Annotated in this window: 20 protein-coding genes; 4 read left to right on the forward strand and 16 right to left on the reverse strand. The window is 35.8% G+C overall.

The features are described from left to right. Positions 1 to 147: 147 nt before the first annotated feature. From F3J23_RS11255 to F3J23_RS11270, 4 genes are all read right to left on the reverse strand, one after another. The gene (locus F3J23_RS11255) at positions 148 to 1,323 is read right to left on the reverse strand and encodes an acetyl-CoA C-acyltransferase (protein WP_167028524.1); all 1,176 of its coding nucleotides are present in this window, start codon (positions 1,321 to 1,323) and stop codon (positions 148 to 150) included. Positions 1,324 to 1,484: 161 nt separating this feature from the next. Further along, positions 1,485 to 1,985, reverse strand: coding sequence for an endonuclease V (locus F3J23_RS11260; protein WP_262888154.1), 501 nt, complete (start codon positions 1,983 to 1,985; stop codon positions 1,485 to 1,487). Between the two features lie 13 nt (positions 1,986 to 1,998). Continuing rightward, positions 1,999 to 2,361 carry a glyoxalase gene (locus F3J23_RS11265; protein ID WP_167029017.1) on the reverse strand — a complete coding sequence of 121 codons (363 nt, stop codon included), beginning with the start codon at positions 2,359 to 2,361 and terminating at the stop codon, positions 1,999 to 2,001. A gap of 94 nt (positions 2,362 to 2,455) precedes the next feature. Then, on the reverse strand, positions 2,456 to 3,493 hold the full coding sequence (locus F3J23_RS11270) for a M28 family metallopeptidase (RefSeq protein WP_167028530.1): 1,038 nt from the start codon (positions 3,491 to 3,493) through the stop codon (positions 2,456 to 2,458). Positions 3,494 to 3,653: 160 nt separating this feature from the next. Here F3J23_RS11270 and F3J23_RS11275 point away from each other — a divergent pair, with 160 nt between their 5' ends. Next, positions 3,654 to 4,793, forward strand: coding sequence for an aminotransferase class I/II-fold pyridoxal phosphate-dependent enzyme (locus F3J23_RS11275; RefSeq protein ID WP_167028533.1), 1,140 nt, complete (start codon positions 3,654 to 3,656; stop codon positions 4,791 to 4,793). A gap of 153 nt (positions 4,794 to 4,946) precedes the next feature. Here the strand turns inward: F3J23_RS11275 and F3J23_RS11280 are convergent, their stop codons facing one another. From F3J23_RS11280 to pdhA, 11 genes are all read right to left on the reverse strand, one after another. Next, the gene (locus tag F3J23_RS11280) at positions 4,947 to 7,682 is read right to left on the reverse strand and encodes a sodium-translocating pyrophosphatase (RefSeq protein WP_167028536.1); all 2,736 of its coding nucleotides are present in this window, start codon (positions 7,680 to 7,682) and stop codon (positions 4,947 to 4,949) included. Between the two features lie 237 nt (positions 7,683 to 7,919). After that, on the reverse strand, positions 7,920 to 8,531 hold the full coding sequence (locus F3J23_RS11285; RefSeq protein WP_167028539.1) for an inorganic pyrophosphatase: 612 nt from the start codon (positions 8,529 to 8,531) through the stop codon (positions 7,920 to 7,922). Between the two features lie 17 nt (positions 8,532 to 8,548). Beyond that, the gene (locus tag F3J23_RS11290) at positions 8,549 to 9,061 is read right to left on the reverse strand and encodes a hypothetical protein (RefSeq protein WP_167028542.1); all 513 of its coding nucleotides are present in this window, start codon (positions 9,059 to 9,061) and stop codon (positions 8,549 to 8,551) included. Positions 9,062 to 9,085: 24 nt separating this feature from the next. Then, entirely contained in the window at positions 9,086 to 10,261 is a 1,176-nt protein-coding gene (locus F3J23_RS11295) for a hypothetical protein (RefSeq protein ID WP_167028545.1), read from the reverse strand. 91 nt (positions 10,262 to 10,352) lie between these two features. Further along, entirely contained in the window at positions 10,353 to 11,285 is a 933-nt protein-coding gene (locus tag F3J23_RS11300) for a phytanoyl-CoA dioxygenase family protein (protein WP_167028548.1), read from the reverse strand. 73 nt (positions 11,286 to 11,358) lie between these two features. Beyond that, entirely contained in the window at positions 11,359 to 12,273 is a 915-nt protein-coding gene (locus F3J23_RS11305; protein WP_167028551.1) for a hypothetical protein, read from the reverse strand. Further along, positions 12,270 to 12,947 carry a RadC family protein gene (gene radC / locus F3J23_RS11310; protein WP_167028554.1) on the reverse strand — a complete coding sequence of 226 codons (678 nt, stop codon included), beginning with the start codon at positions 12,945 to 12,947 and terminating at the stop codon, positions 12,270 to 12,272. Before radC ends, F3J23_RS11305 begins: the two co-directional genes overlap by 4 nt. A 23-nt stretch (positions 12,948 to 12,970) precedes the next feature. Beyond that, entirely contained in the window at positions 12,971 to 13,546 is a 576-nt protein-coding gene (locus F3J23_RS11315; RefSeq protein ID WP_167028557.1) for a murein L,D-transpeptidase catalytic domain-containing protein, read from the reverse strand. 16 nt (positions 13,547 to 13,562) lie between these two features. After that, positions 13,563 to 14,231: an ABC transporter ATP-binding protein gene (locus F3J23_RS11320; protein ID WP_167028560.1), complete on the reverse strand. Its 669-nt coding sequence runs from the start codon at positions 14,229 to 14,231 to the stop codon at positions 13,563 to 13,565. Positions 14,232 to 14,437: 206 nt separating this feature from the next. Next, positions 14,438 to 16,039: a pyruvate dehydrogenase complex dihydrolipoamide acetyltransferase gene (locus F3J23_RS11325; protein WP_167028562.1), complete on the reverse strand. Its 1,602-nt coding sequence runs from the start codon at positions 16,037 to 16,039 to the stop codon at positions 14,438 to 14,440. A 109-nt stretch (positions 16,040 to 16,148) separates the two neighbouring features. Further along, positions 16,149 to 17,150: a pyruvate dehydrogenase (acetyl-transferring) E1 component subunit alpha gene (pdhA, locus tag F3J23_RS11330; RefSeq protein ID WP_167028565.1), complete on the reverse strand. Its 1,002-nt coding sequence runs from the start codon at positions 17,148 to 17,150 to the stop codon at positions 16,149 to 16,151. Positions 17,151 to 17,670: 520 nt separating this feature from the next. On the opposite strand from pdhA, the gene F3J23_RS11335 reads away from it, so the two are divergent. The 3 genes from F3J23_RS11335 to F3J23_RS11345 are packed head-to-tail and all read left to right on the forward strand — an operon-like array spanning position 17,671 to position 20,570. Next, positions 17,671 to 18,273 carry a phosphatase PAP2 family protein gene (locus tag F3J23_RS11335; protein ID WP_167028568.1) on the forward strand — a complete coding sequence of 201 codons (603 nt, stop codon included), beginning with the start codon at positions 17,671 to 17,673 and terminating at the stop codon, positions 18,271 to 18,273. Between the two features lie 8 nt (positions 18,274 to 18,281). Continuing rightward, positions 18,282 to 18,767: a BlaI/MecI/CopY family transcriptional regulator gene (locus F3J23_RS11340; RefSeq protein WP_167028571.1), complete on the forward strand. Its 486-nt coding sequence runs from the start codon at positions 18,282 to 18,284 to the stop codon at positions 18,765 to 18,767. Between the two features lie 21 nt (positions 18,768 to 18,788). Then, positions 18,789 to 20,570 (forward strand): DUF4153 domain-containing protein, encoded by a 1,782-nt coding sequence (locus F3J23_RS11345; RefSeq protein WP_167028574.1) that lies wholly within the window; start codon positions 18,789 to 18,791, stop codon positions 20,568 to 20,570. A 70-nt stretch (positions 20,571 to 20,640) separates the two neighbouring features. Here the strand turns inward: F3J23_RS11345 and F3J23_RS11350 are convergent, their stop codons facing one another. After that, on the reverse strand, positions 20,641 to 21,378 hold the full coding sequence (locus F3J23_RS11350; protein ID WP_167028577.1) for a hypothetical protein: 738 nt from the start codon (positions 21,376 to 21,378) through the stop codon (positions 20,641 to 20,643). Positions 21,379 to 21,453: the final 75 nt, after the last annotated feature.

Genomic DNA, 21,453 nt, shown 5'->3' on the forward strand with positions numbered 1-21,453 from the left:
CAGTTATAAAATTATCATTAATTGTTTTTAAAAGAGATATAATCAATAACTTATATATACCAGCAACCGCTACCCCGAATGTACAATTTGGAATAGCGGTTGTTGATACAATTTAAATCTTCTAAAAAATCATATCCTATAAATCTCTTATTTCAGATTTTCAATCAGAATAGCTGAAGCTCCTCCACCGCCATTACAAATCGCGGCAATACCGTATTTCCCTTTTTCCTGATGAAGAACATTAACCAGCGTCGAGATTATCCTTGCTCCTGAAGCTCCGATCGGATGTCCTAATGCAACAGCACCACCATAAACATTCACTTTATTGATATCATATCCCAGTATCTGCTGATTAGACAGAATCACTGAGGAATATGCCTCATTGATTTCAAAAAAATCAATGTCAGACAAACTCAGCCCTGTCTGTTTCAATAATTTATTAACTGCAATGGAAGGAGAAGTGGTAAACCATTCCGGGGATTGGGCAGCATCAGCGTACGCAATAATTCTGGCCAGTGGCAGAAGATGATACTGCTTCAAGGCTTCTGAAGATGCCAATAATATTGCAGCCGCACCATCATTCAGATTGCTTGAATTGGCAGCTGTCAGTGAGCCATCTGCTTCAAAAGCAGGTTTTAATAACGAAATCTTTTCTGGAATCAGCTTATCAATGTCTTCATCTTTATCTACGATTGCTATTCCTTTCTTTTCTTGAACAGATATGCTTATTAATTCATTTTTCATCTTACCTTTCAAAGCAGCATCCTGAGCTCTTTGATAAGACAGCAGAGCATATTCATCCAGTTGTTGTCTTGTAAGTCCGTATTTCTTTACACCCAGTTCAGCCGCGCTTCCCATATGGAAATCATTATATACGTCCCATAAACCATCTTTAATCAATCCATCCGTAAGACTTGTGTCACCAAGCTTTTTACCCTGGCGGAGGTAGGCATAATGAGGTACATTACTCATACTTTCCATACCACCGGTCATGACAATATGCTCCAATCCAAGCTGAATCTGCTGCGCACCGATCATTGTGGCTTTCATCCCTGATGCACAAACCTTATTGACCGTTGTTGCATCTTTATCAACAGGGATTTTGGAAAAAATAGCAGCTTGGCGTGCCGGTGACTGCCCTATTCCGGCACTTAAAACATTCCCCATATACACACTGTCTATATTTTCCGGGGCCAAATGTACACTTTCGTATACATCTTGTATTGTAATTGCTCCTAATTGTGGAGCTGAAAATCCTGATAGACTGCCCATAAACCCTCCGATAGGTGTTCGTTTAGCAGCAACAATAAATACTTCTTTCATAGGTCATTAAATTAAATATACCAATCGGTATAATACTGTTTAGAAATAATTACACTTTAAAATTATAAAGTACTGAAAAACAAAGATAATCAAAATATACCAATCGGTATATTTTTTACAATAAAAAATATCTTACTTTTTACTGTAAGATATTTTTGTTTTTATTCTCTGCTTAACTGATCAAGTTTCTTCAGTAAAGCAGGCATCCTGAAAGCGCCATTCATCTGCTCTACATGTGTTTTAACATCATCCACTTCTATTCCCACTGCTGTTACAAAAAGCGGAGTTTTACTTTCTCCACGTAATACATTCCTTCTTCTGGAATCTGGAGTTGTAAATTCATTTTTAGCAATTCCTACAACAGGGTATTTTTTATCCAGAGCATTATATAAATAACCTCCCAAGCCGATCTTTCCATCATTATCAAGGGTAACATATCCGTCAACAATGATAATATCTCCTTCTTGTAATACTATTTTCTTTAGTAGGCTCAAAATACAGGGTAATTCTCTTTTGTAGAATGCGCCACTTTCATACTCTGAGGTAACAGGGATTTGTTCTACAAAAATTTCCACTTCTTTTTCAGAGGTCCAGTTTTCAAATGCTATACACACGGTATTGGCATACTCCTCATAATAGTAAGTATCAAATGCGTAAATCATATTTTCTTTTTCATTAAAAAAACTCTCCGAAATGCCACAAAATCCCGGAAGGATCATGCACAAAGCATTCTTTTCCCCATTCCATTGTTCTTACGGGTGTGAGTCTTACGTTTTCATAAGTATCAGTAAGCTGTAAAGATACCAGTTCCTGCCAGAAATCATCTGTATTTTTTACTTCTATGAAAATCATGGTATTATCTACCCAATCTTTGGCATAATAATCCTGAAGATAGAATCCTATTTCCTCACGCTTAAACAGGGATAATTTAGGTTCCAAAACAACTTCTTCAAATCCGAGATCTCTGTAGAAGTTTCTGCTGATCTCAAAATTCTGTGCACCGATAAAAGGTCTGATTGATTTTAATGCGGGTTTCATCATATGCTATTTTTCCATTCTGAAATTTTCTTAAACCTTATCAGTTCTTCATCCTTGTCAAGGTTTAAAACCTTGACAAGGATTATTTTTCCTATTATTTTTTGTCAACAACAATTCTTTCTGCTCTGTTCGCAATATCCCATGCTGTTGTAAAAACAAGCTGAGTTCTTTTTTCTAGCAAAGGATAATCAATTTTATCGGGATCATCCGTAGGCTTATGATAATCTTCGTGAATTCCGTCAAAGAAAAAGGCTACCGGAATATTATGTTTTGCAAAATTATAATGGTCTGAACGATAATACAATTGTTCAGGATCATTTAAATCATCATATTTGTAATTCAATTCCAGATTATTGGTTCTTTTATTCGCTGCTTCGTTGATTACTTTAAGCTCTGAACTTAACATTTCGGAACCTATCACATACACATATTGCTTTCCTCTGTTGGCAGGATCATCACGCCCAATCATATCGATATTAAGGTCTACAACTGTATTTGCTAAAGGAAAAACAGGATTTTCCGAATAATATTCGGAACCAAACAATCCGTGTTCTTCACCGGTAACATGCAGAAAGAGGATTGATCTTTTAGGTCCTTTTCCTGCTTTTTTTGCTTCCTGAAAAGCTTTTGCCATTTCCATCACAGCAACCGTTCCACTTCCGTCATCGTCTGCTCCATTATAAACAACTCCGTTTTTGATTCCTACATGATCATAATGTGCTGAAACAACAACAATTTCGTCAGGTTTTTCACTTCCTTCAATAAAAGCCATAATATTTTCAGAATCCGGAAGATTTCCTCCTCCTCTTTTCTTCATAAATTCAGATGGAACCTTCTGATAATATGATCCCAGGGGTTTAGGAAAAGAAATCCCTAAGCTTTTATAATAATTCACGATATACTCTCCCGCTTTTTTCTGTCCTTTGCTTCCTGTATCTCTTCCTTCCATTTCATCAGAAGCGATAACATATAAGTTTTTCTTTAAATGTTCAGCGCTAATTACCTTATAAGCATTAGAAAATGCTTTGTTCTGTTTTGTGGAAACAGAATTTGAAGTTCCATCAGACATTTTTGCCGTACCACAGCTCACCAGTACAGCCATGGAAAATAACGGTATAAGTAGTTTTTTCATGTAGAATAAATTTCTTAAAAATAACAATTTTTATTGAATCCGAATGGAAAGAATCTTAATTACAAAAGAAATAAAACTTTAAGCTATAAACAGGACATTCTTAAAATTCAAATCGATATCGCGTATTTTTTTTGTTATATTTGAGGAAAATACAAAATAGATGGATAAAATTTACGGATTTACTCATTATTCCTTTTTTACGGAAATGTCTGAGCTTGCCGCCCAACACGGAAGTTTTGACCTTTCTCTCGGCCTGCCTGATTTTGATATTGATGAACGGCTGAAAACTTTTTTAAAAGAAGCCGCAGACCTTGATACTTATCATTATGAACCTCTTGCCGGCAGCCCTTTATTGATCGAAAGCATTATCCGCTTTAATGCAAAAAGGAAAAACATGATTTCTCTTACAAGCAATGAAATCACTATTGTTCCTTGTGCAACTTTTGCTTTATATACAGCGCTAAAATCTATTTTAAACCAGAATGATGAAGTTATTATTATTCAACCATCTTACTATACGTATGGACCTTCCGTAGTGATGAACGGCGGAATTCCTGTTTATTATGATCTTGAAAATAATTTTACTATTAACTGGGATCATTTCAACAATTGTATTTCAGAAAAAACGAAAGCTATCATTATCAATTCTCCGCAAAATCCGACGGGAAAAATATGGAAACAGAAAGATTGGAATCAATTGTATGATCTTATCAAAAACCGTGAAATATATGTTATTTCAGAAGAAATTTATGATACTTACTGTTATGATGAAGCGGAACACTACAGTGCATTGCTTCATCCGGAACTTAAAAACAGAACATTCAGCATTTTTTCTTTCGGTAAAATGTTTCATACTTCGGGATGGAAAGTCAGCTATATGCTTACATCCAAAGATTTAACAACAAAATTCCAGTTCCATCAGCAATATATTTCTTACAGTGCGAATGCTCCTGCGCAATATGCTATAGCAAAGTATCTGGAAGTTTTCGATCCTGTTATTAACAAAAACATAATGCAGAGAAAAAGGGATATTTTTAATGAACTGATCAAAGAAACTCCCTTACAGGTTGAGCAAAAGGCAGAAGGAAGTGTATTTCAGGTAGTTAATTTCAGGAATATTTCCAAAACGATGACGGATGTAGAGTTTTCAAAATGGCTTACTATTGATAAAAAGGTGGCTTGTCTTCCTCTGTCTGCATTTTATAATTCAAGATATGATTCGGATTATATCAGATTTAGTTTTGCCAAGAAAGATGAATTGATTGTTCAGGCTTTAGAACATTTGAAAAAATCTCTTTAATCATTGTTTAAAATGATAAAGTATTATAAAAAATAATGGCATAAATCTGCGGCATTTTCCGGGCATTTAAATTTATTATTTCCATGAATTTGTAAGTGATACAACAAAAAAGCACCGCTATTGCGATGCTTTTGATTTATAATTGTATTGATTTTAAAGAGCAAGAACTCTCACATCAATTCTTCTGTTTTGGGCTTTACATTCATCTGTATCGTTCGCTTCACAAACCGGATGCTGAGATCCGTATCCTTCTGCTTCTACCCTGTCTGCAGAAATTCCTAATTCAAGCAGCTTCAGTTTTGCAGTCTGAGCTCTTAAATTGGATAATTTCTGATTGCTGTCTTCATTACCACTGTTATCGGTATATCCGCCTAATTTTATTTTCAGATTCGGATATGCATTTAAGATCTCTGCAAGATTATTGAGCTGAAGTTCATATCCTGCTTTCAGATCACTTGATCCTGTTTCAAAATAAAGATTTTCAATGGTATACCATTTATTCGGATCTAATACAGACTGGTCTTTTTGTTTTACACCATTATAAAGCTGATAAAGCTGGCTCCCATCTCCTAAAGCAATTGTTTTTCCTCCGTCCAGTTTTATTTTCTGAATGTTTCCTGTCTCATACACAAAGTCTCCGCTTTCATTCAAATGTCCTTTGATTTCGTCTGAAGAAGGTGAAACTGTTTTAAGATCCGCATGTACTGTCTGGGTTCCGGCATTGGTTATACCGGTAAGACTTTCAATTTTTGCTTTCCTATTAGCCTCAATCTTATCTTTATGTAGAACTGCCAATGTAGGTGCAATAACCAGAGACACAATTGACATCAATTTGATCAGAATGTTCATTGAAGGCCCTGAAGTATCTTTAAACGGATCTCCCACCGTATCTCCGGTTACGGATGCTTTATGCGGTTCTGAACCTTTATAATAAGTTTGTCCGTTGATATCTACTCCTTTTTCAAATGATTTTTTAGCATTATCCCATGCTCCTCCGGCATTATTCTGGAACATTCCCATCAAAACACCGCATACGGTAGCTCCGGCAAGGAATCCTCCCAATACTTCGGGTCCGAAAATAAATCCAATCAGTAATGGAGAAATAATAGCAATAGCTCCCGGCAACATCATTTTTCTGATGGAAGCATCTGTAGAAATGGCAACGCATTTTTCATATTCCGGTTGTGCTTTTCCTTCCAGGATTCCCGGGATTTCCCGGAACTGTCTTCTTACTTCCTCCACCATAGCCATTGCAGCCTGTCCAACCGCTGTAATTGCTAGGGATGAGAAAATAAACGGAATCATTCCTCCGACAAATAATCCAGCTAATACATCCGCCCTGTAAATATCAATACCATCAATCCCTGCAATTCCCACGAAAGCAGCAAACAAAGCCAATGCTGTTAAAGCTGCTGAAGCAATTGCAAATCCTTTTCCTGTAGCAGCGGTTGTATTTCCAACGGCATCCAGGATATCCGTTTTTTCACGTACTTCTTTGGGAAGTTCACTCATTTCAGCAATACCGCCGGCATTATCAGCAATTGGCCCGAAGGCATCAATCGCCAGCTGCATAGCAGTAGTTGCCATCATTCCCGCTGCTGCAATAGCCACCCCGTAAAGCCCGGCACATAAATAGGAACCATAGATTCCTCCGGCCAGTACGATAATCGGAAGTAAAGTAGATTCCATACCAACGGAAAGACCGCCAATAATATTTGTTGCATGGCCTGTAGACGACTGTCTCACAATGCTGGAAACAGGTCTTTTACCCATTGCTGTATAATATTCTGTAATAATACTCATTAAAGTTCCTACTACCAATCCCACCATAATGGCTCCAAAAACTCCCATTTTCGTAAATTCATGTCCTCTCAGTACCATTTTTTCAGGAAGAAGATAAGTAACCAGGAAATATGATGCAATTGCCGTAATCACAATACTGCCCCAGTTTCCTAAATTTAATGCATTCTGCACACTGGAAGTAGATGAGCCTTCATTGTCATTGATCTTTACAAATAAAGTTCCGATCATTGAGAAGATGATTCCTGTTCCTGCAATCAGCATAGGCAGAAGAATCGGGGCAAATCCACCGAAAGAATCATCAGAAAAGGTCTCTCTTCCCAGTACCATTGTTGCTAAAACCGTTGCTACATAGGATCCGAAAAGATCGGCCCCCATTCCTGCTACATCACCTACGTTATCACCTACGTTATCTGCAATGGTTGCAGGGTTTCGGGGATCATCTTCAGGAATTCCTGCTTCTACTTTTCCTACGAGGTCAGCACCTACGTCTGCAGCTTTGGTATAAATACCGCCGCCTACTCTGGCAAAAAGGGCAATAGATTCTGCTCCTAAAGAGAACCCGGTAAGAATTTCAATGGTTCTTTCCATTTCATGGGAATCCACAGTGGCATCCGGTGCAAAGATCTGTTTAATAATCAGAAATAAGGCTCCCAATCCTAAAACAGCCAGCCCTGCTACCCCCATTCCCATAACGGAACCCCCTGTAAAAGAGACTTTAAGAGCTTTTGAAAGTGATGTTCTTGCAGCTTCTGCGGTTCTTACATTCGCTTTTGTAGCGATTTTCATACCGATAAAACCTGCAGATGCGGAGAAGATGGCTCCTACAGCGAAGGCTACTCCGATACTCCAATGGGAATTGGCATTGCTTGATCCCATCACAGCCAGTAGAATAGCTACCACCACCACGAAATAAGTTAAAATTTTGTACTCAGCTTTTAAGAAAGCCATTGCTCCGTCAGCAATATGGCCGCTGATTGTTTTCATTTTTTCATTTCCGGCATTCTGCTTACTTACCCAGTTACTCTGAAGAAATGTGTAAAGCAAAGCTACGACACCAAAAATTGGCACTAACACAAATAGATCCATAGTTTAATATTTTTTTGGTAATAGAAAATTAAATATAATAAATAATTCCTACTAAAGCATTAAAAAATTTGATAGTCTTATGCTTACTATGGAAGAAATACCAGATATAATCAGGGATTTCAATGTGATTTGGAGTGGTTGAAAAGTTGAAAAAATAAGCAAGTATGTATTTTCGTCAACAAAAAAGGATAAACAGTTTCCCGTTTATCCTTTCTATTTTATATCATCAGAAGAGTCTTATCCCCCGAATTTTTCTGAGTAATCCACCTGAGATGCTTTGATTACTTTTCTTGCATGCTCAGCTCCGTATACCTCATGAATTCTGCATTTTGCAGGCTCATCCGGTAGGTTTTTATACGTTAAGAAGTAGTGCATTAATCTTTTTACTTCTGCTTCAGGTAATTCAGAAATATCTCTGAAATGTCCGAAAGCATGGTCATTGATCATTACAGCAACAATTTTATCATCTGCTTCTCCTCCATCGATCATTTTAAAACCTCCGATTGGAATAGCTTCCATTAATAATCCTCCTGCGTGAATGTTGTGAGAACTTAAAACACAGATATCAAGCGGATCATGATCTCCCATAGTTACATCATCAGCACCTGCTTCTATTGCAAGTCTCATCACTTCATTATGACAATATGTTCTTGGAACAAAACCATATAATGCAGGAATAATGTTAGAGAACTTCTGCGGTCTGTCTACCTTTAAATATCCTGTTTCTTTATCTACTTCATATTTAATAGTATCTGAAGGAACAATTTCCACAAATACGTTTACAACATTTGGCGCATCTTCTCCCGCAGAAATTCCGTGCCATGGATGTGCTTTAAAATTTGGAATCATTATTTATCTGTTATTTTTTAAGTTATTATTAAAATTTCTTTTCTTAAATCTTCTATTGTTTCAGCGATATAATCGTTGCTTTCCATATAGTTCATGATGAAAATCGTTTTGAATTCATCCAGCTCAACATCTCCTTTTAATCCGTCATAGGTCTTGTGAAGCAGCTCTATGATCGCATTTTTAGAATCTACGATATTCTTCCAAGAATTTTTTGTGATATACAGCTGTTGTGAAGAGTTGTATTCAAATTCTTCGTTGATCGCCTTTTCTGTAAGGAAAATAAACTCATGAACGGCTAATCCTCTATCAAACCTTTGGATAAGATTTGAAGGTTTCATCCTATCAAGAAACAACGTCATTCTTTCATAGGAATGAGCTTTGTTCTCTGAATTTGATTTCATGGTAAGCAGTTTGATCTCCTGGTTCTTAAGGGTAATGTACGAGTGTACAAATTGTCTAAGCAAAACCAGAAATGGGATTGCAATAATTGCTGCAAATGCATAGGGTAAATATCCTGAAAGACTCGTCATAATTTTAGACTGCAAAATTACTAATTATTTTCCGGCTTCTAAAGTGTTTTTAAAGATATCCGCTTTAGAATTCTGAATGTAAACCATTGCCAGTATAATGAGCAAATAAAAGCCCAGCATCATCCTGTTCACCAAAGACGGAAAAACCAGAAATCTTAAGAAAACCGTACCATAAATAATTGCAAAAAATAAAACCTGAGCCTGATTTTTTTTGCTTCTGATGGAAAAGTTATTGGCCAGAAGAATGACCAGAAAAAGCAATAGGATTGGGAAATAGGAAGAGTTAAACTCCAGCATTATATTACTTTTAACAAACTGCAAATAGTCTGAAAAATGAAACGGATCAGGATTGGAGACGGGATAGATCTGAACTTTAGTAAACTGGTTCATAAACAATGTAGACCATGCCACCTGATTAAAAGCCTGAATTAAAAAGAATGAAAGAAACAGATATCCGTATGATAAAAATAATGGAGTTGTTTTAACATGAAGCTTATTTCTATACAGATAAATGTAAGCAAACAGGAACGAATATAGAATAAAATACTCCGGCCTTGTGAGTATACACAACATGCCCAATATTCCTGAGATAAAGAGGTTCCTTCTGATAATAAAGGTATAAAAGCTTAAAAGCAGCAATAAACAAGACAAGGAGTCCGCAGAAGCATGTCTGCTAGATTCTAAAAGAGGCTTGAACAGCGAAATTAAAACTGTTATAATGAATGCAAGACTATATTTTTTTAAGATTCTGATCAGAAAACTGAAAATCAGAATAATAATCAGTGCATAAGAAATGATAGAAATTAAAAAGGTGGATGCGGAAGCACTAAAGCCAAGTTTGAAAAAAGACCAGTTGATAAAGTTATAAAATGGCTTTACTACAAAAAGCTGCAGTTCTTCTTCATAAGCTTTTGGATTTTCTGACAAGATTTTATAGTAGGTACTTTCCCCCTCCGCAACCTCTTCCACCATAGGATCTATGGGTCCTAATCCCGCGAAATCCGGATTTTTCTGCTTCAATTCATCATATACTTTCTGATGAATTTCTTCAATTTTCATCTCGGGATATTCTGTTTTATAGATCAATCCCATATAAGCTTCCATATCAGTGTTGTAATACTGGTGGGTATACAGGTAGTATGACATCAAGCATACATAGATTGAAAATATAAAAACAAGAATATTTTCCCTTTTTTTCATATATTGAGATTATAAGAATACAAATGTAGAAAAACTATCTTTTTAAAAATATATTCTTATAAAAGCTTTTATTGTATAGGATAAATTTACATTAAAGTTCAAACAGAGCCGGCCTTTGGGTCACTTCATGATAACATACGCTGTTTTCGTCAAAGAAATGATAGACAAGACTTTTTCTGGTTTTGTTTTTATCGGTATGAGGTTCACCACCATGAAGAATATTGGCATGCCAGATCAACAAATCTCCTTTTTTTGCTTTAAAGACCTCTTTTTTCAGCCCCAGCTCTTTTACTTTATCTTCAAGGAAAGCTTCATAAGCTCTGTAACTTTTCTTCCCTATTTTCAAAGCTGTTCCTTCGTTATCATAATCAGAATTCAGGAAATAAGGCAGTTTATGGCTTTTAGGAATGTAATGAAGGGCACCATTTGTTTCATCCACATCTTCCAAAGCAATCCAGACCCCTAATAATCCGCCTAAAGGATAAGTTGTCATATGAATACTGTCTGAATGGGTTTTCTGCTGGCTTCCGTTAATGAAGTTGATACTTTGGAAAAGTTTGGATTTTCCGTCTAATAAAACAGATAAAAAGTCCAAAAGCTCTTTATCACTCCCTATATTTCTGATAACTTCCGAATGATGGATGGCAAACATCAATTTTCCTCCATAAATAAACTTTAACGTACCGTCTTTCATCAGTTTATCAATTTCTGTATTGATTTGATCCGCCGTTTCGGGAGTGAGATAATTTCTCAGAATCATATACCCGTTATCATCATACTGAAGCGCACTTTCTTTATTTTCTTCAGATAGCTTTTTGAAAAAAGGAGTTTCCGTAAGTTTGTTATGATCTAACGTTCTTAGGCTCGCAGGAAGATGAGCAAAGTCTTTGCTTGAAATACTGGAGAAATAGCTCTTTTTCAGTCCGTATTTTTTATACAATGGAATATTATGCTTCAGCTTACTCTTTTTAAAGAAATTATAGAGCATGTAAGATAATTTATAACTACGAATCTGTTGTAACATAACTGTTTTAATAAGTATTGTATAAAGTTACGGAATATTCATTAATTAGAACCGATCTAAACAATGCTTTTCATCATAAAAAAGATTTTCCTCTCAGAATGAGATAACCAAGCTTTTTAAAAAGATTCTTTTTTGAATTCTCAATAATTCCGTATGGTCTCAGTTCCGGGCGGAATCCTCTGAAAAATTCTTCAATATTTGGAAGTTCACCACCTTCAAAATCAAAAATATGGGTTTGAATGGTTTCTTTGATCTCATGATCAATCAATACTGAAGCCCCGGATAACTTCACATACTCTTTATGATTAAAATTACCTAAAAGTGCTACCATATTGCCATCGGAATATGTCGCAATAACGTTAACGATTGTCTGCTGATAATAAAATGCCGTAAACTTCAGATACTTCATCTGATAAAATTTTTCAAAGATTCTCATAAAATCAGGAAGATCACTGTCTTTGCTCAATCCTATGGTATTGTCTTCTATAAAGGTCTTCGCTTTATCATAGGAAATTGTCCTGATCTCTGATTCTTTTAGAATGTCTTCATTCAATCTGAGTTTTCTTTTCCTTTTCGGGGAATATTTGGCATACACATTATCATAAGAATCGGGATATAATAAAAAATTCTTTTTGATTCTTATTTTTGTACGAAGCTGATTGACATCATTGAACGGATAGGCCCTGATCATATAATTGTTTTCCAGATAATCTAAAAATGCCTCGTTAAGATCAATCTCATCTTTTGCAGAAAAAACCCCCAGTTGCTGACAAAGCTTTGGGTTGTGTACAATTTTCATCCCATATTTTCTCACAAAAGGTACGGGCATTACAGCTTCATAATCTTTATATACCAAAACTTCCCAAGGCATTGTAGAAGTGGTGTCTAAAAAATCTTTTGTAGCAGAATATTTTCTCTGTTCAGAATTTTCCAAACACTGAGCATATTTCACAAAGTCAATTTCATGGTATTTCAATCTTCTAATCATAACAATCCTTCATCAGAAAAACTAAAATAAGAATTCTGTGTAATAATAATATGGTCTAAAAGCTGGATGCTTAGTGTTTGTCCCGCTTCTTTTATTTTTTGTGTGATATTGATGTCTTCCCTACTTGGTTTCAAACTTCCGGAAGGGTGATTATGGGCAATGATAATACCTGTTGAAAAATGATCCAGAGCCGTTTTGAAAAGAATTCTCACATCCACAATGGACTGACTTATGCCTCCCTGAGTGAGTTGTGAAACATGGATTACTTTGTTGCTGTTATTCATAAAAATAGCCCAGAACTCCTCAGTTCTCAAATCTGACAATTGGTTTTTAAGGATCTGATAGGCATCATTACTATTCCCGATCACAGATTTCTCAGGAATTTCCTGCACTGCTCTTCTCCTTCCTATTTCTAAAGCAGAAGTAATAGAAATAGCTTTTACTTCACCAATTCCTTTAAATTTCATTAGATCCTTCACGGAAAGAAGGCTCAGCTGATGCCAACTGTTGTTGACAGAGTTTAAAATTTTTCTTGCTAATTCAACGGCACTTTCTTCCTTATTTCCGCTTCCCATAATAATTGCCAGCAGTTCCGAATCGGAAAGTGAGCCTTTGCCTTTCTGCAAAAACTTTTCTCTCGGTCTGTCATCCTCGGCAAGATATTTTATGGACATTGAAATAGATTATGATAGTAAAATTAATAAAATGCATATAAAATCATCGGCTTCTTCGACTCATCTATATATTTCGCTGTCTGATTAAAAGCATTTACAGAAAGCATCGGGCAGCCTAAGCTTAGACATGCCGGAGACTGAGATTCTCTATCCGGAATACATCCGTAAGAATGAAGAACAATAGCCCTCTCCATAGCATTACTGTTAGTAGCATCCAAACCTTTTAAACGATATGCTTTCCCAAATTTTCCTATATAGCTTTCTCTTATTTCATATTTCCCTAAAGAAGACTGATAAGATCCTTCAATATTACTGAACTGTAAAGCATCAGACCGGGGTATAACAGAACCGGAACCATGAGAAACAACGGCATGTTGTAGTACTTTATCATTTTTCAAGTCATATACGAAGTAACGAAACTTCCCGGAAGGTATTTTAAAATTAATAAAAACAGCCCTATCCTGATTATAGTTTTTCCCTTTAATATAATTTTTGATTTCTGAAATCTTCGCTTTAGGCACATTTTGGATACTCAACTGCTGAGATTCAGCTTTTGAACAGGAAGTTAATATAAAAACAAAGAGAATAAGGTATTTCATTATTATTTGTGGGCAGCTATTCTATGATCATTCCATCTTTCATAACGAGCTTACGGTCTGTAATTTCAGCAAGATTCGGGTTGTGGGTTACAATTACAAAGGTTTGGTTGTATTTATCTCTCAGATCGAAAAATAATCTGTGAAGATCGTCCGCATTTTTAGAATCCAGGTTTCCCGTTGGCTCATCAGCAAAAATAATTTTTGGTGAATTGATTAAAGCTCTTGCTACTGCAACCCTTTGAGCCTCTCCACCTGAAAGCTGATTGGGCTTATGATTCAGCCTTTGCTCTATTTTTAAATCTTCGAATAAGGCGTAAGCTTTTTCCATAGCTTCTCTTTCATTAGCTCCGGCAATTCTCGTAGGAAGCAATACATTTTCCAATGCTGTAAACTCAGGAAGAAGCTGGTGAAACTGAAATACAAAACCGATATTCTGGTTTCTGAATTTAGATAACTGTTTATCATTCATATTAATAAATGATTCTCCCGCTATTTCAATTTCCGTATCATATTTACCGGATTGGGTAGGATGATCTAAAGTTCCCAGAATCTGAAGCAATGTAGATTTACCAGCTCCCGATTCTCCAACAATAGAAACCACTTCCCCCATTTTGATGTGAATATCAACTCCTTTCAGTACTTCTAAATTCCCATAAGATTTATGGATATTTCTTGCTCTAATCATGATTCAAAAATAGTAAATTGATTTGAAATATGAGACAAATTTAAGGTGAATTGTAAACGGTCAATTTGTTTTGTCTACCAATTCTCAGACTTTTATTTTAGCTGCAAAAACTGAAGTTTACTTTGCTGTTGCTGCATTTAAAAACCAGAAATAAAAAACGCTCCTCAAAAAAGAGAAGCGTTTCTAGTATTTTAAAACTTTCGAAATTACACTAACAATGTTAATGGGCTTTCTAAGTAAGTTCTTAATGTTTGTAAGAATTGAGCACCTGTAGCACCATCTACTACTCTGTGGTCACATGCCAATGAAAGCTTCATTGTGTTTCCTACTACGATCTGACCATCCTTAACGATTGGTTTCTCGATAATCGCTCCTACTGAAAGGATCGCAGAGTTCGGCTGGTTAATGATACTTGTAAATGTTTCGATTCCGAACATTCCTAAGTTAGAAATAGAGAATGTAGATCCTTCCATTTCATTTGCTTTAAGGCCTTTATTTTTCGCTCTTGAAGCCATATCTTTTACGGATGCAGAAATCTGAGTGTAGGTCATCTGATCAGTATTTTTCAATACAGGAACTACCAATCCGTCAGGAATAGCTACTGCTACACCAATATTGATATTTCCTCTGTGAATGATCTTATCTCCTGCCCAGCTTGAATTTACCTGAGGGTGTTTTCTTAAAGCAATTGCAGTAGCCTTGATGATCATATCATTGAAAGAGATCTTGGTATCAGGTAAGGAATTGATTTCCTTTCTTGCCTCGATCGCTTTATCCATATTGATTTCCACCATCAGATAATAGTGAGGTGCGGAGAATTTACTTTCAGAAAGACGTTTTGCGATAATATTTCTTACCTGAGAGTTTGGAGTCTCTGTATCTTCACCCTGTACGAAGCTTACTGCAACCGGTGCAGCACTTGCTGCAGGAGCTGAAGCAGCTGATTTCGCAGCCGGCTGATAATTTTCAATATCTTTTTTAACGATTCTTCCGTTTTCACCTGAACCCTGAACACTGTTGATATCAACTCCTTTATCCTGTGCCATTTTCTTAGCCAGTGGAGAGATTGCTACTCTGTCAGAAGATGAAGAACTGGCAGCCGGAGCAGCTTTTTCTTCTGTTTTAGCTTCTGCCTTCTGTTCAGCAGGTTTTTCTGTTGACTGAGCCGCAGCTTTCGGAGTACCTACTGCTGATACATCTGTTCCTGCAGGGCCAATGATTGCCAATACGGAATCAACCGGAGCAGCACCACCTTCTTCTACACCCTGCTTCAATAATACTCCATTGAATTCAGATTCAAAATCCTGTACCGCTTTATCTGTTTCAATCTCAGCAAGAAGATCTCCTTCTTTTACTGTATCTCCTACATTTTTATGCCATTTAGCTACTTTACCTTCTGTCATTGTATCAGAAAGTCTTGGCATTGTAATAACTTCTACTCCTGCCGGAACTTCAGCAGTAGTTTCAGCAGCTGCCGGAGCTTCTGCTTTAGGCTGTTCTTCTGATTTCTTTTCTTCAGAACCTGCACTAGGAGCAGCTGCACCACCTGTCAGGCCTGAAATATCTTCTCCTTCATTACCGATAATTGCTAAAACAGAATCTACAACAGCAGCCGCACCTTCTTCTACACCTACGTATAAAAGAGTACCTTCTACTTCAGATTCGAAATCCTGAACTGCTTTGTCAGTTTCAATTTCAGCTAAAATATCTCCTTCTTTTACTTTATCTCCTACTTTTTTATGCCATTTTGCCACTTTACCTTCCGTCATAGTGTCGGATAGGCGGGGCATCGTAATTACTTCTGCCATAATTTATTTTAATTTGAAAATTTAGCAATTTGAAAATCTGAAAATTAAAAAAGGATGGAATATCACCTCATTCTCAAATTTTCAAATTGTCAAATTAACTCATTATCTTTTAGTTTTCTAATTTATCAAGGAATGGATAATCTTCCTGAGCATACACATATTCATAGATCTTCTCTGCATCCGGATATGGAGAATTTTCCATAAATTCGATACATTCTTCAACGAAGTCTCTTGATTTGTTATCCATAGCTTCCAATTCCGCTTCTGTAGCCCATCCGTTCTCTAAAATTCTGTGTTTTACCAATTCGATTGGATCATCATTTTTGTGAATGGCTACTTCTTCTTTAGATCTGTATGGCTCAGCATCAGACATAGAGTGTCCTCTGTAACGGTAAGTTCTTGCTTCAATGAATGTAGGCCCGTCTCCTCTTCTTGCTCTTTCAATTGCTTCATAAGCAGCTTCAGCTACTTTCACAGGGTCCATTGCATCTACGGCAAGGCAAGGCATTTCATATCCTAATCCTAGTTTATAGATATCTTCGTGGTTGGCAGTTCTTTTTACAGAAGTTCCCATTGCATATTGATTGTTTTCTACAACAAATACTACAGGAAGTTTCCAGTTCATCGCCATGTTGAATGTTTCATGTAAAGACCCTTGTCTTGCAGCACCATCTCCGAAGAAGCAGATGTTTACAGCCTTTCTGTCGAAATATTTATCCGCAAAAGCAATACCTGCTCCCAAAGGAATCTGTCCTCCAACGATACCGTGTCCTCCGTAAAAACGGTGTTCTTTACTGAAAATGTGCATAGATCCACCCATACCTCCGGATGTTCCGGTAGCTTTACCACAAAGTTCAGCCATGATTCTTTTAGGATCCACTCCCATCGCCATTGGATGGATGTGACATCTGTAAGCAGTAATCATACTGTCTTTTGAAAGATCCATTGCATGTGTGAAACCAGCAGGGATTGCTTCCTGACCGTTATACAAATGTAAAAATCCTCTGATCTTTTGTTTTAGGTAAAGAGAACGGCATTTGTCTTCAAACCTTCTCCACATTGTCATATCTTCATACCACTTCAGGTATACCTCTTTAGAAAATTCTTTCATGTGTTAGCTCTTGCTTTTTTATGATGAAATAGTTGAGCAAAATTATGAAAAAAACTTTGTTTTTATTCTATACATAGATAACTTTTCGTTTTTTCTGCAAAATCTATTTGCGTGTGGAATGTATTATTCTTAATTTTCGATCCCTTAAAATCCTCAGAAAGTAACATTCTATCTATTATTTTCTCACCGTGACCTATAAGGAATCGGTCTGTTTATCTGGCTTATCTGATTAATATATGAGAAAGAAATTTTCTTAATTGATTCCAGTTTTATCATCTTGTTTTTTCTACTTTTAATTATTGTTAACATACAATTTGGTTATTTCAACAGTTTATTTTTCACAAAAAAATAGACACGGTTCAAAATGTTATTCTTATATCAAGAAAGAATTTAAATATTAAACTCTTCCATAAAAATATATTAAAATCAATCATTTACACCATTTCTGTCAGTTGTAAGAAAGTCTGCATTCATTTGTTTTTTGAGGTTATAATGGTATATTTGATTTTTAAACCTGAATATGGAAGAACAACAATCTTCGCTTCTGCACAAAATATCGAAAGTCATTTCTGATTTTTTTAATCCTTTGGTCTCTCTGGTCATTTTCTTTGTATTTATGAGCATCAGGACATACTCGCTTCAGGATTCTCTTCTGTATTTTCTTCCCATATTATTGATGATCATTATTCCGGTAATTATCTGGCTGGTATGGAATGTAAAAACAGGAAGATATACCAATATGGATGTATCCAACCGGGTTCAGAGGAAAACACTCTATATATTTATAGCGGTGTGTGTCATTGTTTACCTTGCCTTCAATTATATACGAAACGGATATATTGATCTGGTAATGTTGTTTATTCTGATTCTTCTTTTCGCCTTACAAGTCAGTAATCTTTTTATTAAAAGTTCGATGCACACGGCCTTCAATATATTTGTAGCGGCATTATTTTTTACACTCGACTGGAAAATGGGGCTGGCATGGCTGGGGATTGCTATTTTGGTGGGAGTTACTCGTATTATTTTAAAAAGACATACCGTAAAAGAAGTATTTATGGGCGCCGGAATAGCTTTTATGGTATCTTTTATCTATCTTTATTGCAATATTCAATTTCAACATTAGAATACTCTATGAAAATAAATCATCTTACTTCCGCAGAGGAAAACTTTATGAAGCTGTTTTGGAAAATGGAATCTTTCTATCTGAAGGACGTCATGGAGCAGCATCCGGAACCGAAACCACACCAGAACACGGTCTCCACTTATCTGAAAATATTGGTTGAAAAAGGTTATCTGTCAACAGTAAAAGAAGGACGAATCTTTAAATATACTGTACTTGTTCCTTTAGAAGAATACAAAAAGTTTTTATTAAAAGAGCTTTCCCATCACTTTTTCAATGATTCCGGCAAAGAGATTCTGGAACTTTTACTGAACGAAAAATTAATATCCCAAGAGGATATGAAAGGATATTTTGACCTCAAAATTGAAATAAAGCCAGCAAAAATTGAAGAACCTAAGTTTGAGTTCGCCGATGAAATTTTAAACCCTAAAAAAGAGAAAAAAGCAAAAGGAAAAGACAAGGAAAAAGACAAAAAGAAAAAGAAGAAAAAAGAGTAATTTCACCACAAACACCAAATCATGAAAACAAAATTCCTGGAAACCTTAAGCCGGGCAAATGAAATCATTTTGCGTTACCCGATGGTTTTGCTAATGGCCTTATTAGCTTCAATCGGAATTATCCGCATTATTGAAAATGAATATGATCAGATTTTCACCTATACCAACTTTACAATTTGTGCATGCTTGGGAATTTCTCTGATGTTTGCTCTGAAAATGCTGTCACAAAGAATTGGAAAAGAACTATTGTTACAGCTGTCCGGAATTGTTTTCCTCGTAGGATTCTATCTTATTCTGCCTTCAAATAAAAAGTTTTTTACAGAAGTCTATTTTTATATCATTTGGATAACGGTTATTCTTACTCATTTAATGGTTTCCTTTATTCCGTTCCTTGAAAAAAACAGAGAACTTAACTTCTGGCAGTACAATAAGAATCTCTTTGTTAATTTCTTTCTCACAATAGTATTCACAGGAGTACTGACGGGTGGTGTGGAACTGGCAATTCTCGCTGTTGACAAACTTTTTGATTTTAATTTCAACTCCAAACTTTATACGGATACATTTTTTGTTCTTGCTATTTTTGGAAGTTGTTTCATCTTCCTTTTATTTAATGATAAAGGTTTAATTACGCTGGAAAAAGACGGAAATTATCCTGTGGTGCTCAAGTTTTTCACCCAGTTTATATTAATTCCGCTGCTGCTTATTTATGTTGTTATTCTTTACTTTTATTCATTTAAAATTATAATCAGCTGGCAGCTTCCAAGAGGCTGGGTTTCCTACCTCGTTTTAGCTTACAGCATCCTTGGTATTTTAGCACTATTACTGGTTCACCCATTGAAAGAAGAAAATGCAAAATCATGGGTGAAAATATTTTCAAAGGCCTTTTACTTTACTATTATTCCTTTGATCATTTTGCTTTTCACTGCTATTTTCACAAGGATTTTACAATACGGATATACTGAGCCTAGGTATTTTGTTCTATTGATTGCATTATGGCTGCTGAGCATTGTCGCCTATTTTATTTTCAGAAAAAAAACAACGATTAAGTTTATTCCCGTAAGCTTATTTTTATTTGGAACTTTTGCTCTAATCTTTCCTTATTTTAATGCTTTTAGTGTTGCAAAAAGAAGTCAGAAAAGTGAGCTTTTAGCTATTCTGAACAATCAACAGTTAATTAATAATGGTAAAATAGATTTTCAAAAGAAGGTTACCGATACAATTGCTCGTGAAATTGCTGATAAATTTGAATTCCTGGCTAAAAGAAAGCAACAAGAAGTTTTATTTGAATTTTTAAATAATAACGACCAGGCTCAATTAAAAAGCACTATTGAAAGTGGAGACTTTTATAATATAACCTATGACATAGAGAAAAAATTCACCCATGTAAGTGAAACCTTAAAGGACAAGAATTACTCGGAACGATCAACCATCATTATTCCGGAAAAGCAGGCAATAGAAATCGATGGCTATCAGTACATGCTGTTTTTCCTTCCTGTCAAAAATGAGCCACAGCTGCTTAACGGAGACCAGTTTGAAATAGTAAATCAACTGAGCAATAAATCTTCTTTAAAAGTAAAATTAAACTCTAAAGAAGAAACAGATTTTGGTCCACAAATTATTAAGCTGGTAAAAAAATATAAAGACAAGAGAGAAACGGTAAAAGCGGATATGAATATGGAATCTGATTTAGGGAAATACCACATTAAGATTATTTTTAATGAAATCATCCTGAATAAGTATTATGATGAAGGCCTGCCCGATATCTACTATGAAAATGTCATTTTGCTGGTGAGACCAAAGTAAATCTATTGAAACCAATAAAAAAGAGACTGCTTTTATAGCAGTCTCTTATATTTTATATGTGATTTTTTTATTATCTCTGGGTTTCGGAACTCCAGATAGGAGAATAATCTCCATAAATCACTAAGTTTCCATCGTTTTGTACGGTAAGCTTATCACCTCCTCTTCTGGCTGTATTTGTACTCCATAAAGCTCTATTATATGAATCATATATAACAAGATTGCCATCATTCTGGAATTCTGCTCTGCTTCCTCTGTTGCTTGTTCCGGCTTCCCAGATTGCCGTACCATTGTTGTTTGACAACACCAGGTTTCCATCATTCTGGAACATTAAATAATAGTTACGGTCGGAAGAATATAATTTATCACCTCTGCGGAATCTGTGTCCTCTGTTTACAGAATCATTACCTCCACGTCCTGTTTGTGCATTTTCATCTCTCGAAGCCCATACAGGAGTAGACCGGCTGTAAATAACAAGATTACCGTCATCCTGAATCGTTAGTTTATCTGCTCTTCTTGTACTGGTATTAGTGCTAAAAACCACTCTGTTTCCTGATGAATACACCACCAGGTTACCATCATCCTGAAAAACAGCTCTTTCTCCCCTGTTGGATGTTCTGGAATTCCAGATGGAAGCTCCTGCTCTGCTGTACAAAACCAGGTTACCATCATTTTGGAAAATCAGATAATATTTGCTGTTACCTGCCCAATATTTTCTATTCTGATCCAGTGTCTGTCCTGTATAGATGTTTTGTGCATTGATTAATAATCCACCAAACACCATCATAAATGCTAATAAAAGTTTTTTCATTATAATTACTTTTTTGATTGATTGTTAATTTTCTAAAACTATGCCAAAAAACCGTCATTATCCAACAAAAACAAT

The sequence above is a fragment of the Chryseobacterium sp. Tr-659 genome, assembly GCF_011752975.1.
GTDB lineage: Bacteria > Bacteroidota > Bacteroidia > Flavobacteriales > Weeksellaceae > Chryseobacterium.